This window comes from Bacillus litorisediminis, from assembly GCF_022808645.1.
GTDB classification, from domain to species: Bacteria; Bacillota; Bacilli; order Bacillales; family JC228; genus Bacillus_BF; species Bacillus_BF litorisediminis.
In genome coordinates, this window is the sequence record NZ_JAKZKT010000021.1 from 23130 (window position 1) to 37219 (window position 14090).

Annotated in this window: 10 protein-coding genes; 8 read left to right on the top strand and 2 right to left on the bottom strand. The window is 40.4% G+C overall.

From position 1 onward, the window contains the following. Nucleotides 1-73 precede the first annotated feature (73 nt). The 3 genes from MLE14_RS12215 to nagE all read left to right on the top strand — a co-directional run bounded on the left by MLE14_RS12215 (nucleotide 74) and on the right by nagE (nucleotide 4463). Nucleotides 74-1576, top strand: coding sequence for a DHA2 family efflux MFS transporter permease subunit (locus MLE14_RS12215; protein ID WP_243298660.1), 1503 nt, complete (start codon nucleotides 74-76; stop codon nucleotides 1574-1576). A gap of 296 nt (nucleotides 1577-1872) precedes the next feature. Continuing rightward, the gene (locus MLE14_RS12220) at nucleotides 1873-2793 is read left to right on the top strand and encodes an FkbM family methyltransferase (protein WP_243298661.1); all 921 of its coding nucleotides are present in this window, start codon (nucleotides 1873-1875) and stop codon (nucleotides 2791-2793) included. Nucleotides 2794-3011: 218 nt separating this feature from the next. Beyond that, nucleotides 3012-4463 (top strand): N-acetylglucosamine-specific PTS transporter subunit IIBC, encoded by a 1452-nt coding sequence (gene nagE / locus MLE14_RS12225; RefSeq protein ID WP_243298662.1) that lies wholly within the window; start codon nucleotides 3012-3014, stop codon nucleotides 4461-4463. A 96-nt stretch (nucleotides 4464-4559) separates the two neighbouring features. On the opposite strand, the gene MLE14_RS12230 is transcribed toward nagE, so the two are convergent. Next, nucleotides 4560-5762 (bottom strand): MFS transporter, encoded by a 1203-nt coding sequence (locus MLE14_RS12230; RefSeq protein WP_243298663.1) that lies wholly within the window; start codon nucleotides 5760-5762, stop codon nucleotides 4560-4562. 435 nt (nucleotides 5763-6197) lie between these two features. Here MLE14_RS12230 and MLE14_RS12235 point away from each other — a divergent pair, with 435 nt between their 5' ends. From MLE14_RS12235 to MLE14_RS12250, 5 genes are all read left to right on the top strand, one after another. Continuing rightward, nucleotides 6198-7544, top strand: a complete 1347-nt coding sequence (locus MLE14_RS12235) for a cytochrome ubiquinol oxidase subunit I (protein ID WP_243298700.1) — start codon at nucleotides 6198-6200, stop codon at nucleotides 7542-7544. Beyond that, nucleotides 7541-8557, top strand: a complete 1017-nt coding sequence (locus MLE14_RS12240) for a cytochrome d ubiquinol oxidase subunit II (protein ID WP_243298664.1) — start codon at nucleotides 7541-7543, stop codon at nucleotides 8555-8557. Before MLE14_RS12235 ends, MLE14_RS12240 begins: the two co-directional genes overlap by 4 nt. A gap of 89 nt (nucleotides 8558-8646) precedes the next feature. After that, nucleotides 8647-8748: a cytochrome bd oxidase small subunit CydS gene (gene cydS / locus MLE14_RS22745; protein ID WP_390628766.1), complete on the top strand. Its 102-nt coding sequence runs from the start codon at nucleotides 8647-8649 to the stop codon at nucleotides 8746-8748. A gap of 151 nt (nucleotides 8749-8899) precedes the next feature. Then, nucleotides 8900-10285, top strand: coding sequence for a protoporphyrinogen oxidase (gene hemG / locus MLE14_RS12245; protein ID WP_243298665.1), 1386 nt, complete (start codon nucleotides 8900-8902; stop codon nucleotides 10283-10285). Nucleotides 10286-10455: 170 nt separating this feature from the next. Continuing rightward, a complete protein-coding gene (locus MLE14_RS12250; protein ID WP_243298666.1) occupies nucleotides 10456-11727 on the top strand; it encodes a sensor histidine kinase in 1272 nt (423 codons plus the stop codon). A 99-nt stretch (nucleotides 11728-11826) separates the two neighbouring features. Here MLE14_RS12250 and MLE14_RS12255 read toward each other — a convergent pair whose 3' ends face one another. Beyond that, nucleotides 11827-13056: an MFS transporter gene (locus MLE14_RS12255; RefSeq protein ID WP_243298667.1), complete on the bottom strand. Its 1230-nt coding sequence runs from the start codon at nucleotides 13054-13056 to the stop codon at nucleotides 11827-11829. Between the last annotated feature and the right edge of the window lie 1034 nt (nucleotides 13057-14090).

The window sequence follows — 14090 nt, forward strand, 5'->3', positions numbered from 1 at the left end:
ATGGTATATGATATAGTTTGTGTTTAAAAGAAAGCAGATCAATCTGAACTGAGTGTACAGAGGAGGAAGAACTATGGACCAAACTGTGGCTAATACAAATCGTCCGCCATATGGGATCCTCGCCATTTTAATGATAGGAGCTTTTATCTCGTTTTTAAATAATACTTTATTAAATGTTGCATTGCCTTCAATCATGGTAGATTTACATGTTGATACCGCGACTGTCCAGTGGTCGACAACCGGCTATATGTTAATAAACGGGATATTAATTCCAACCACCGCCTTTTTAATTCAAAAATACTCAGTTCGCCGACTATTTTTAGTTGCTATGAGTTTATTTACAGCCGGTACCATTATTGCTGGAATGGCAGATGTATTTGGAGTATTATTAGCAGCCCGTATGGTTCAGGCTTCGGGATCAGCCATTATGATGCCGTTGTTAATGAATGTCATGCTAGTCAGTTTTCCGGTTGAAAAACGGGGAACTGCAATGGGAGTGTTTGGACTTATTTTAATGTTTGCGCCAGCAATTGGTCCGACTTTATCAGGCTGGATTATTGAACATTACGATTGGAGAATGCTGTTTCATTTTATCACCCCTATTGCAGCTTTGATTTTAATATTAGGCTTTTTCTTATTAAAGGATCAAAAAGAGAAGGTAGAGATTCATCTTGATACGATTTCCGTCATTTTATCCACAATAGGATTTGGCAGCTTGCTGTATGGATTTAGTTCCGCAGGTAACAAGGGCTGGGGAAGTCCTTTCGTATACGGAACGATTATCCTTGGTGCGATTTCTCTAGTTTTCTTTATCCGCCGTCAATCCAGACTAGAAAAACCTATGCTGAATTTTAATGTTTTTAAATACCCGATGTTTAGTTTAGCTTCAGCTATTACTATGATTTTAAATATGGCGATGTTTTCCGGCTTTTTGCTGCTGCCTATTTATGCACAGACAATTCGCGGTATTTCACCGATGGAAACAGGCTTAATGCTTCTCCCTGGAGCCCTGCTAAATGCAGCGATGTCCCCTGTTACCGGGAGATTATTTGATAAATTTGGTGGTCGCATTCTAGCAATTATCGGACTCGTTATTACAACATTTACTACTTATTTATTTAGCCAATTATCATTTGAAACAACTTATTTAAACCTTGTTATTCTGCATGCAGTTCGAATGCTTGGGATGTCGATGGTAATGATGCCAGTTTCAACAAACGGTTTAAATCAGCTGCCAAGATCTTATTATCCGCATGGCACAGCTATGAACAATACATTAAACCAAGTCTCAGCGGCAATTGGTACAGCTTTCTTGATTACGATTATGTCGATTCGCGAGAAGGCTTATACGGATGAACTGATGAGAAATGTCGTTGGCCAACCTACTGCTGATGTCCAGCAGCATATTATGTTGGAAGCCATGCTTGGGGGCATTGACGACACGTTCCTAATTGCAACGATCCTAACAGTTATTGCTTTGATACTTGCCTTCTTTATTAAAAGAGCGAAGCCGGCAGAGGATCCTTTTGAAGGAAAACAGCCTGGCAATAAACTGGCTAAAGCTATTGGAGATTAAGAGCGTATATAGAAAAGGAGAAGAGAATTCAATGTGCGACGTTCTCTTCTCTTTTTTTTGTTATTTTGGCGGGACTAGCTTTGTTGACAGGAACAGAACGGAATCGTCGATCAAAGAACGTCTAAAGGACAATGCCGATGGGAACAGGGCAGAATCATTCTTGTTCAGTGTCTAGTTATCAAACTCCTCCGATTGTAAATTCTATGTTAAATCCTCTTACATAAGAGAGGAGATTCATATAGTAGTACGAAAACATAAAAGAGGACGTACTATTTGTTTATTTACAGGAGGCATTCATGAAAGCAACTATTCGAAAACCTTTTCTTTTAAAAATGTGGGAGAACTATCCGAAACTATGGAAATTTCTTATTGATGTTGGGATATTACTCAAATATAAGACATTAAAAGCGGAGAAGCTTCCGAAAAAAGTGGTCTTGCCTTCTTCAACCATTTTATATGTTAATTCAGAGGAAAACAGGGGGCGGGCTTTGTTAATTAGTAATGGGATGACGCAAAAGCGGATGACCCATTTTTGGAGTCAGGCTGTTCATGTGATGAATCCAGATCTTATTATTGATGTGGGAGTCAATTACGGCGAATGTATTTTTTCTGCCATTTACCCAAGCCACACAATGATTTACGGTGTAGAAGCAAACCGTCAATTATTCAAATATATCGAGCAATCAAAAAATGTACATCCAAATAAAGCACAGATTCTTTTATTTAATACCTTTGCAGCAGATAAAGATGATGAAGAAAAAGTGTTCTTTGTTGATAAACACTGGTCTGGCACTTCTTCTGCTTCCTACAGGCCCTCTCATCAGATGGTTGAGCCAGTAGCTGTTCATTCAACCACAATCGATTCGCTGGTGCAGGGGATTGCAATGAATAAGGCGGTATTATTTAAAGTCGATGTGGAAGGTTATGAAGCTTTTGTATTAAAAGGGATGACAACCATTTTTGAAACAAGTGCAGCTATGCTTGGATTTATCGAATTCAATAGCGAATATATTGAAAAATCCGGGATCGCCGTCAATGATTTTTTAACATTTTTAAACCGGTATTTTACCCTATACATTTATAAAGCAGATGATTCATTGGTAAAAGCAAACAATCTGCAATTTGAAGATCTAAAAGAACTGTTCAACTCAGACTATATTCATACCGATATGATCTTAGCATCGGACGAGGGAATCATTGAATTATTAGGAATGTAAACTTCACTTCGGGGTGCCAGGCAGGCACCGGTTTTTCTTGTTTCACTATGTATGTTATATATAGCAAGAGCAGGGACTCGATTTTTTCATGAGCCGCTGCTTTTTTTTATTTTGAGGACATAGATTTATAGTAGTGTCCGAGGTAAAATGAAAGGGGGATACAAACGTATTAAATGTGTCATAGTTCAAAATCAATAAAAAAGGAGTGAATGACTGGTATGATGAGTTATTTACAAAGAATCGGACGATCCTTGATGCTACCGGTAGCTGTTTTACCTGTGGCGGCCCTATTAATGGGGATTGGTTATTGGATCGACCCTAACGGATGGGGGGCTGGCAGCCCGGTTGCCGCCTTTTTAATCAAGGCGGGCGGTTCTATTTTAGACAATCTTGGAATCCTTTTTGCAGTTGGGGTTTCCTTAGGAATGTCCAAGGACAGAGATGGAGCTTCTGCATTAAGCGGATTAGTTGGATTTCTAGTTGTGACAACTTTACTGTCAACCGGTTCAGTAGCGATGCTTCAAGGTATAGATGAAGCTGAAGTGAACGCAGCATTTGGTAAAATTAATAATGCATTCATTGGTATTTTTTCTGGTGCCGTTGCTGCAGCTATGTATAACCGTTTTAGTCACGTCCAATTACCTGCAGCATTGGCATTTTTCAGTGGCAAACGTTTGGCGCCGATTATGACAGCGGTTGCGATGTTAGTCGCCTCTGCTATTTTATTCTTTGTCTGGCCAGTTGTTTATACTGGATTGGTTTCATTTGGTGAAGCGATTAGTGGATTAGGAGCGATTGGTGCGGGACTTTACGGATTCTTTAACCGCCTCTTAATTCCAATTGGTCTGCACCATGCATTAAATTCCGTGTTCTGGTTCGATGTTGCGGGAATAAATGATATCGGTAACTTCTGGTCCGGTGAGGGAGAAAAAGGGGTAACAGGTATGTACCAAGCCGGCTTCTTCCCAGTCATGATGTTCGGTCTGCCGGCAGCAGCCCTTGCCATGGTTCATACGGCAAAAACGAAGAAGAGGAAGATGGTAGCCTCGCTGATGTTAGCAGGGGGGTTTGCCGCATTCTTAACAGGTGTAACTGAACCAATCGAATTTGCCTTTATGTTTGTGGCTCCTGTTCTATATGTGACTCATGCTGTTTTGACAGGTCTGTCGCTGTTCATTGCTTCCACCTTTGGATGGACAGCCGGATTCGGGTTCAGTGCAGGATTTATCGACTTTTTCCTAAGTTCTAGACTTCCATTGGCTAACCTGCCATATATGCTCTTAGTCCAAGGACTTGTGTTTGCAGTTATTTATTACTTTGTATTCCGCTTTATGATCACAAAGTTTAATTTAATGACTCCTGGAAGAGAAGAAGATACAGAGGAAAAGACAGCTGGAGAGGCTATAGCCGCTCAATCTGGAAAAAGCAAATTTGCGGCGATGGCAGCTACAATATATGAAGCATTAGGCGGAGACGAAAACGTTACTTCTTTAACAAACTGTGTAACCCGTCTAAGAGTGGAAGTAAAAGATATGGATGCTGTTGACCAGCAGAAAATCAAGAGCACAGGTGTTCATGGTATTAATATTGTAGGTAAAAACAATATTCAAGTTGTCGTAGGAACACAAGTACAGTTCGTAGCGGACGAAATTGAGAAGCTGCGCAAATAAGCTTTAGGGTGTGCTAGTCACGCAACGTTTTCATAAAAATTCATTCCTGCCAAAAAAGGTGCCAATCCTCAAGTTGAGGAGGCACCTTTTTTCTATTTATTGAACAATTTCCACCTGACGGGTTTCTCTTCCCAGGAATGCTACTGTTAAAACGCCAATAATGATGCTAATACAGAATATTGTAAAAATCACACCGATGGAATAGCCTGCGGCAACCATCGATCCTACTAGAAGCGGACCTAAAATACCGCCAACCCGACCAACTGCTGCAGCCATCCCAGTACCGGTTCCGCGGATAACAGTCGGATATTGTTCAGGGCTGTAAGCATAGAGAGCCCCCCACGCCCCCAGGTTAAAGAAGGACATAAGAATACCTGAAGTCATGAGTAAACCGGTTGTTTCTGCATTTCCGAAGACAAGAGCAGAAGCCGCCGTCCCTAGCAGGTAGGTTACGAGGACGAACTTTCTTCCCATTTTTTCTATCAGCCATGCTGCACTAAAGTAGCCCGGCAATTGGGCAAGAGTCATAATTAATACATATTCAAAGCTTTTTATCATGGTAAATCCTTTGATTACCATCACGCTTGGCAGCCATAGAAAAATGCCGTAGTAAGAAAAAACAACGGTGAACCAAAGAACCCATAATACTAGTGTGGACCGGGCATGTTCTTTTGACCAAACTTCCCGCAAGTTTTCTAAAATAGAGCGCTTTTCGACTTTTTCTGGTGAAAAAGCCGGGGAATCAGGCAATTTAACCCGCAAGTATAAAGCGTACAATGCTGGAAGTGCTCCAATGATTAGTGCCGCTCTCCAGCCATATTCAGGAATGACAAAGTAAGAAATAATAGCTGATAATAGCCAGCCAAATGCCCAAAAACTTTCAAGCAGAACTACTACCCGGCCGCGATTTTTAGCAGGGACACTTTCAGAAACGAGAGTGGATGCAACTGGCAGTTCTCCTCCAAGTCCAGCTCCGATTAAAAATCGCAAAATTAAAAAGGCGCCTAATGAGGTTGTCAGAGCGGAAAATCCGCTTGCCAGTGAAAATAAAACGAGCGTAATGATAAAAACATTTTTACGGCCAATCCTGTCAGCCCAAAGTCCAAACAAAAGGGCTCCAACTGCCATCCCGATCGAGTTAACACTTCCAATCCAGCCCATTTCATCCGGTGTTAATTTCCATTCTGCCGCTAATGCAGTTATGATAAAGGACAGCATTCCGACGTCCATCGCATCGAACATCCAACCTGTTCCAGCAATTCCGAGCAGTTTTCTTTGGGAAATAGGTTTCTCCGCCATTAGTATTCCCTCCTTGATATGTGTCTTGACACTTGGATTTACACAAATAACTATAGCCATAGTCTTACTAAATTACAAGTAAAAAATTTTCCGAGGATTATAGAATGTTATTCTTGCTTTATTTGAAGTTTTTCCTTCCATCGAAAAGTGATTCATCCATTTGATTAGGCAAATGTGCATATTTTATAAGGATTTTTAAGTAAAGACACACTGATGACTATTGTCGTTCAATTTTTATCGGAAGAAATTTGAAATTTTGGGGATACTACAGAGTGACTCAATATTTACCTTTTAGGAAATAGAATCTAATGGGGTGAAGACATGTACAAAAAGCATGAACGCTTACTTATATGGTTATCTTTTATTGTTGCAACCATTACGGGATTATCCTTTATCGGCAGGATTTTTTCCGGATAAGGAAAGGGGGCGGCCAAAATCGGGAATCAAGATGCCGTTTTCTATAGTCGGGTTTTAACAGAATTGACTTTGTCCTTTCATATTATTTATGCAACCATTGGGGTCGGAATCCCGCTTATGATCATGATTGCCCAATGGGTTGGGATTAAGAAAAAGGATGAGCATTACATATTATTAGCGAGAAGATGGACCAGGGGGTACGCGATTACTGTTGCTGTTGGAGTCGTGACGGGTACAGCAATTGGCTTGCAGCTCTCCTTGCTCTGGCCACACTTTATGCAAGTAGCCGGTCAGGTTATTGCACTGCCTTTATTTATGGAAACCTTTGCGTTTTTCTTTGAAGCGATCTTTCTTGGGATTTACTTATATACATGGGATCGGTTTGAGAATCAAAAAAAGCATTTGCTGCTGTTAATTCCGGTAGCAATTGGTGCTTCCTTTTCCGCCGTTTTTATTACCATGGTGAATTCTTTTATGAATCAGCCTCGCGGATTTGATGTGGTAAACGGGGAACTTGTCAATATTAACCCGCTTGTTGCCATGTTTAATCTGGCAACTCCGACTAAGGTAGCTCATGTCTTAGCGACCTCATATATGACAGCGGCCTTTGTGCTTGCAGCGATTGGAGCATACAGACTTCTAAGAGGTTCCGAACATATTTATCATAAAAAAGCATTATTTTTAACAATGAAACTGGGCCTTATATTTTCAATTACTACAGCTGTACAAGGAGATTTATCAGGAAAATATCTGGCAGAATATCAGCCGGAAAAATTAGCTGCGGCTGAATGGCATTTTGAAACAGAAGAGGGTGCGCCGCTAATTCTATATGGGGTGCTTGATAACGGGGAAGTGAAGTATGCGATTAAGATTCCATACGCGCTTAGTATATTAGCTCATGGGTTTCCTAATGAAGAAGTAATCGGACTTGACCAGTTTCCTGCAGAAGAAACACCGCCTCTTTATATTCATTATTTATTTGATTCGATGGTGACAATTGGGATGATGTTAGTGCTGCTGTCCCTTTTGTATGTCCTCGGGATTGCGAGAAAATGGAGATTTGTTTCCTCCCGATGGTTTCATTGGCTGATTGTACTCGGAGGGCCATTATCTATATTGGCCATCGAGGCTGGGTGGTGGCTCGATGAAGTGGGACGACAGCCGTGGGTCTTACGGGGCATTTTAAAAACCGTAAATGCGTCCACGACAAGTGGGGATGTGGACCTGATGTTATGGTTATTTGCCGGTTTATACCTTGTTTTAGGGGTTGCAAGTGTTGTCGTTCTAATGCGGATGTTCCGTAAAAATACAGTTGAACGGGAATTAGCAGACAGAGAGCTCGATAAGGTTGGTGAGTCTCTATGACATTTGAAATAGAAATAATTGGGATATCTGTATTATGGCTGTTTCTCTTCGGATATGTTATCGTTGCCTCAATAGATTTTGGAGCAGGCTTTTTTAATGCATATGGAACGTTAACAGGGAAGCAGCATATTTTAACGAAAATTATTCAGCGATATTTGTCTCCTGTCTGGGAAGTGACCAATGTTTTCTTAGTTTTCTTTTTTGTCGGGATAGTCGGTTTTTTTCCAAGAACTGCTTATTATTATGGCACCTCATTACTGGTTCCGGTGAGTATTGCCATTGTGCTTCTGGCGATTCGCGGTTCTTATTACGCCTTTACAACATACGGTGGGCTTATACATAAGCGATATATCTATTTGTACGGTCTCTCCGGTCTCTTTATTCCCGCCTCATTGTCTATTGTCTTTACGATTTCTGAGGGCGGGTTTGTGACAATTGAATCAGGGCCAGTTTTAAATTACTGGACCCTTTTTACAAGTCCTTTAACATGGAGTATTGCGGTGCTGAGCCTGGCTGCTGTCCTTTACATCTCAGCCGTTTTTTTAACATGGTATGCTCATCAGGCTAATGACAAAGGTGCGACCGAATTGCTCCGGAAGTATGCACTGTTCTGGGCAGGGCCATCTATACTAGCGGCATCCGGAATCATGGTTGAATTGCGTTCCCATACACCTTTGCACTATGAACGGATGGTCGATCTTTGGTGGATGTTTGCGGGATCGCTTTTGTTTTTCCTAGCAGCTGTTTATTTAATATGGAGAAAAAAAGGGTATGGATTGGCCGTATGGCTGATGATTGGCCAATATTTCCTCGCCTTTTTTGCCTACGGAATTTCTCATTATCCATACTTGCTGTATCCCTATCTTTCTATCTATGACAGCTTAACAAACGAGGCAATGGCGATTTCTCTTATTATTGCGTTCCTGGCTGGATTTGGCCTGCTGATTCCGTCCATTTATCTGCTCTTGAAACTATTCTTATTTAATAAGGACTATGTACAAGGATCACAATAACCCTTTTCTGCCTTTGGGGTGCTGCCTGTCACGCCCCGGTTTTTCTTGTTTCAAAAGAAATGTTTACGCTCAGCTAGGAGGATTCAGCGATGGATGGGTTTTTAGTTTTTTATGCGCCGATTTTGTTTGTTATATTGTCAATAATTATTGCTTTTTGGGTTGCACAAAAAGACGAATCGGTGGGAAAATAGAGTTCGGGACCAATTACCCGAAATTTGTCAAATGTTGTCGATTGTCTAGCGGTGAGTTAAGGATATAAAAGATAGCTTCGATTTATAATCGAGGGGAGAAAAGCTCTTTTGGGTATTTTTACTCAAGGGTATAGTAGAGGGTGTGACTTGAGTGAAAACAGTATTGATTGTCGGTGGCGGAATAACGGGTTTATCTGCTCTATATGAGTTACATAAATGGAAAAAGGCGAATCAATCAGATGTTCATTTAATTCTGGCAGAAGCATCTGATAAGCTTGGCGGAAAAATCCGAACTGCGAGAAAACCAGGATTTATAATCGAGGAAGGGGCAGACTCCATTGTAGCGCGGAAAGAAAATGTGATGCCTTTTATCCAAGAACTGGGGATTGAAGAAGAAGTTGTCTATAATGCAACTGGCAGATCTTATCTTTATACAGAGGGAGAGCTAAAACCAATTCCTGCCGATGCAGTATTCGGAATTCCAACCAGTATTGAGTCATTGGCGAAAACAACTCTTGTATCTGCTGAAGGAAAAGTAGAAGCACTTAAGGATTTTTATACAAAAAATGAATCATTCACGATGCATGATTCAATTGGTGATTTCCTTGAGTATTTTCTCGGTAAGGAATTCGTTGAAAAACAAATTGCTCCTGTTCTTTCAGGTGTTTATTCCGGAAAACTTAGTGATTTAACGATTGGTTCTACACTGCCTTATATCTTAGAGTATAAAGATCGGTATGGAAGTATTATAAAGGGTCTTGAAGCAAATAAAGAAAAATACTTAAGTAAAAATGAGAAGAAATTTCTATCCTTTAAAAATGGACTTGAAACATTGATTCAGGCGATTGAAGATCACTTAGAAGAGGCTGATATTTTAAAAAATAAAAAGGCTAGCCAAATTAGAAAGGCAGATAATCGCTATCAGGTTATCTTTACTGACGGGGAGTCAATTGAGGCTGATCAAGTAGTTCTCAGTGTTCCTCACCATGCGGCTGAAATCCTGTTAAATCAAGCAAATCTCGAACATGAATTTGCCCAGTTAAAAACAAGTTCACTAATCAGTGTATATCTCGGATATGATGTTCCAGATCAGCAGTTGCCCATGGAAGGAACAGGGTTTATTGCTCCTAATTCCGAAGAGTTGGCATGTAATGCATGCACGTGGACAAGTCGCAAGTGGAAACATACCACAAGACAGGGGAACCTATTGGTCAGACTTTTTTATAAAAGCAGCCACCCATCCTTTCCTGATATAAAGGATTTACATGAAGAAGAACTGCTTCGGGTTGCACGGGCAGATATTCAGAAAAGTCTAGGCATAACGGCTGAACCAGTAACAAGTGTTGTAACAAGCTGGTCAGACAATATGCCTACTTACAGGATTACTCATCCAAAAACAGTAGAAGCATTGGAAAGAAAGCTGGCGCAAGCCTATCCGGGTGTCCTGCTGGCCGGCTGTTCCTATTATGGCGTGGGAATTCCGGATTGTATTGAAAACGGGAAAGAGACGGCTGAGAAAATCATTCATATGCTTTGATAAGAGTGGGAAATCACAGAATGTTGAGACGGGATATCTGGGCTTAGGTTCTTATGGCCAAGATATCTTTTTTTGCGTCTAGTCAAAACGATTTAGAAGGAAATAGGAAAAAAATAACGAAATTAAATGATAGGAAATGGGTCAATGATACACGCACCGGGGGCATTTTAATGGTCACTTACCTGAAGGATATTTTATTAATTGTTTTCTTTATTTTTTCTCCATTAGTCTTTTATCCCTACATTTATAAATGTAAAAACAATATAATTTTATACCGCTCATTATTGGCTGTTCTTTTTTCTGTTATCTTAATAATCGTTATGACTGTACCTATTAATATCCAAGGAGTCATCTATGATTTTCGATCAGTTATTGTGATACTGGGTTCGCTTTATGGGGGACCGGTAGTCTCTCTCATTTTATTTGGATTGCTGGTTATGTACCGGTGGATTCTCGGAAACCCTCACATGCTGATCTACATCGTTTCCATTTTACCAATAGTAATCATTGTTCTTTTGACACTTAAAAAATATAATCCTTTAAAAATAAAGCATAAAATAATTATGGCTGTGATCCTTTGTACAGTTATGAAACTGCTTACAATCAATATTTATCTGTTACTGTTAGGAAGCGCCGATACAATCATAAACAATATTATAGAAACCATACAGACATATATTGTACAGGCCTTCATTATCGGAGTGGTAGTTTATTTGATAGAACTTCTGATTCAGTATTACTACATCCAGGATGAAATTTATAAAAGTGAGAAAATTAAGATGGTAAGTGAAATGGCTGCATCGGTCGCACATGAAATACGGAACCCTCTGACCACTGTGAAAGGCTTTATTCAACTATTAGGCTCAGACCTAATTGAAAATGAAAAGAAAGAATATTATATGGATATATGTTTGGAAGAATTAAACCGGGCCGACCTTATTATTTCTGATTATCTTTCTCTAGCAAAAACAGATGAGACGATTACGAAGAAAATTAATGTGACGAATGAAATGAATCATTTAATGAGTGTCCTTATGACCTACGCCAACTATAATAATATAAATGTAGAGACAGACTTCTCCAATGGCTATGAAACATATATTATCGGGGATAGAAATAAGTTTAGACAGGCCTTAATCAATATCGGCAAAAATGCAATTGAAGCAATGGAGAAGGGAGGCACTCTTTCTCTTGAAGTGATTAAGTTAAGTGAATCTGTAGTTGTAAGGATACGTGATACGGGTGTAGGAATGACGCAGGAACAAATAAACAAGCTCGGGACACCTTATTATTCAACCAAAGAGAAGGGGACAGGGCTTGGCACAATGGTTACATTCGCTATTATTAAAAAAATGAACGGAAAAATAGAGATTAAGAGTGAAGTAAACAAGGGAACCGAATATACCTTTACTTTCCCGCTTGTTAAAGGAGAAGTTTCTTAATGATCTCTTTAAAGCATACCAAAAGAGACGCAGCTGTATATGCGTCTCTTTTTTAAGCGAATCCGCTCAAAATGTAAATGGTGCTCATACGCAAAAAAGTTAGATCTGTTTTACCTCTGCTTCCAGTTTAACGTGATCAATGAACTTAAAATAAGGCAGTATCATTCCTAACAGGGACACCGTACAAATGATAGTGCCGATGAAAAAATATAATGGCCGGATTCCCCATAACTCACTTAGAACACCGCCTGCAATGACCCCGAGAGGCATGGCTCCCCTAATAATAAAAAGGCGAACCGATGATACTTTTCCCATTAGCTCATTGGGAACGGCCTGCTGACAAATCGTGATATTGTGGACACCAAAGAATGCCATCGCAATTCCCGCCACAGCCTCTGTAAAAATTGCGAAAGCAATACTAGAGTTAAGTCCTAACGATATAAAGGTAAATCCGCCAACCACTAAAGATCCTAACATCAGCATTCTGCGGCTTTTAAAGTGGATCTTCCCGACTAACAAAGAACCGATGACATAGCCAAGCGGAAACCCAGCCATAAAATACCCATATTGGGCATAAGTACCCGATAATTCTTCCGTTATATAGGGAAGGGTAACTACCATCGTCACGCCAACTCCAAATTGTACAAATGCTAGAAAAACACCTAACCAGACAATGACGGGCTGTCCGAAGAAATACGAAATCCCCTCTAAGAATTGATGAAGCCAAGATTTCCGAATAGGCAAAGTACCTCTGTTTTCCTTTATAAAAAGCAGCAGTGTGCCGCTTATAATCAACAAGACACTGACTACAATGAGTGTAGGTTTAACACCGATATTCTCTACCACAATACCGCCTAAAAGCGGTGCACAAAAGGTCATTAATCGAACAGTACCATCAATATAGCCGTTAGCCGTACTTAATTGGTCTTTTGAAACAATCGTGGGAGTAATGGCTTGGTTGGCAGGGGTGTACACAGGAGTGATTAAACCAACGATGATTTGAACGGCGAAAATATGCCAGGCTTCCAATACACCAGCAATTAATGAGATGAGCGGCAAGAGAAATATCAGTCCTCTTATCCATTGGGAACAAATCATGGTCCACTTGCGGCTCCATCTGTCAATAAAGGGACCAATGAAAAGCTGGAGAAGAAGGGAGGGGATAAAGTATAGCAGCCACATACTCCCTAATGCCATCGTCGAGCCTGTCAGTTGATAAATTAATATAGAATTACAAAACGTTCCGAATGCTCCTCCTAACTCAGAAACTGCATTTCCAATCCACACAAATACAAACGAAGAGTTTCTTAAAATATGATGAGAACTCAATAGCCACAACACCTTTTGAGAAATGTACACAACTTTTATTATGAGCTGAAATGTGATGGTAGAGTAAAAAGTCGTTCCTTTTGATTATAAAGGATATGGTGGAATTTAATATAAATATTGGAAAGAAAGTTTGTTTTTAATTCTTTTTCGAAAAGATTGTGGTTTTTTCGACAGTAGTGGTTTTATAAAGCTATTGATTTGAACAGGAAAGGCATAGAATTAAGGAAAGCAGTCCGAATGCGCCTGTGATTCGGACAGAGCCTTTCCGAATCAACCCCTGATTCGGACAGGAAAAGCGTAGAATTCAGAGGAGCAGTCCGAATGAACCCCTGATTCGGACAGGAAAAGCGTAGAATTCAGAGGAGCAGTCCGAATGAACCCCTGATTCGGACAAGAAAAGCGTAAAAATCAGTGAGGCTGTCCGAATGAACCTCTGATTCGGACAGGAAAAGCGTAAAGATCAGTGAGGCTGTCCGAATGAACCTCTGATTCGGACAGGAAAAGCGTAAAAATCAGTGAGGCTGTCCAAATCAACTTCTGATTCGGACAGGAAAAGCGTAAAAATCAGTGAGGCTGTCCAAATGAACCCCTGATTCGGACAAGAAAAGCGTGAAAATCAGTGAGTCTGTCTGAATCAACTTCTGATTCGGACAAGAAAAGCGTAAAAATCAGTGAGGCTGTCCGAATGAACCTCTGATTCGGACAGGAAAAGCGAAAAAATCAGTGAGGCTGTCCGAATGAACTTCTGATTCGGACAGGAAAATCGTGAAAATCAGTGAGGCTGTCCGAATCAACTTCTGATTCGGACAGGAAAATCGTGAAAATCAGTGAGGCTGTCCGAATCAACTTCTGATTCGGACAGGAAAATCGTGAAAATCAGTGAGCCTGTCCGAATGAACCTCTGATTCGGACAGGAAAAGCGTAGAATTCAGAGGAGCAGTCCGAATGAACCCCTGATTCGGACAGGAAAATCGTGAAAATCAGTGAGTCTGTCCGAATGAACCCCTGATTCGGACAGGAAAAGCGTAAAAATC

Excerpts from the sequence above, each read along its gene's own strand:
- MLE14_RS12240 (WP_243298664.1), top strand. The coding sequence starts at position 7,541 with ATGACATTTGAAATAGAAATAATTGGGATATCTGTATTATGGCTGTTT.
- MLE14_RS12220 (WP_243298661.1), top strand. The coding sequence starts at position 1,873 with ATGAAAGCAACTATTCGAAAACCTTTTCTTTTAAAAATGTGGGAGAAC.
- MLE14_RS12215 (WP_243298660.1), top strand. The coding sequence starts at position 74 with ATGGACCAAACTGTGGCTAATACAAATCGTCCGCCATATGGGATCCTC.
- cydS (WP_390628766.1), top strand. The coding sequence starts at position 8,647 with ATGGATGGGTTTTTAGTTTTTTATGCGCCGATTTTGTTTGTTATATTG.
- nagE (WP_243298662.1), top strand. The coding sequence starts at position 3,012 with ATGATGAGTTATTTACAAAGAATCGGACGATCCTTGATGCTACCGGTA.
- MLE14_RS12230 (WP_243298663.1), bottom strand. The coding sequence starts at position 5,762 with ATGGCGGAGAAACCTATTTCCCAAAGAAAACTGCTCGGAATTGCTGGA.
- MLE14_RS12250 (WP_243298666.1), top strand. The coding sequence starts at position 10,456 with ATGGTCACTTACCTGAAGGATATTTTATTAATTGTTTTCTTTATTTTT.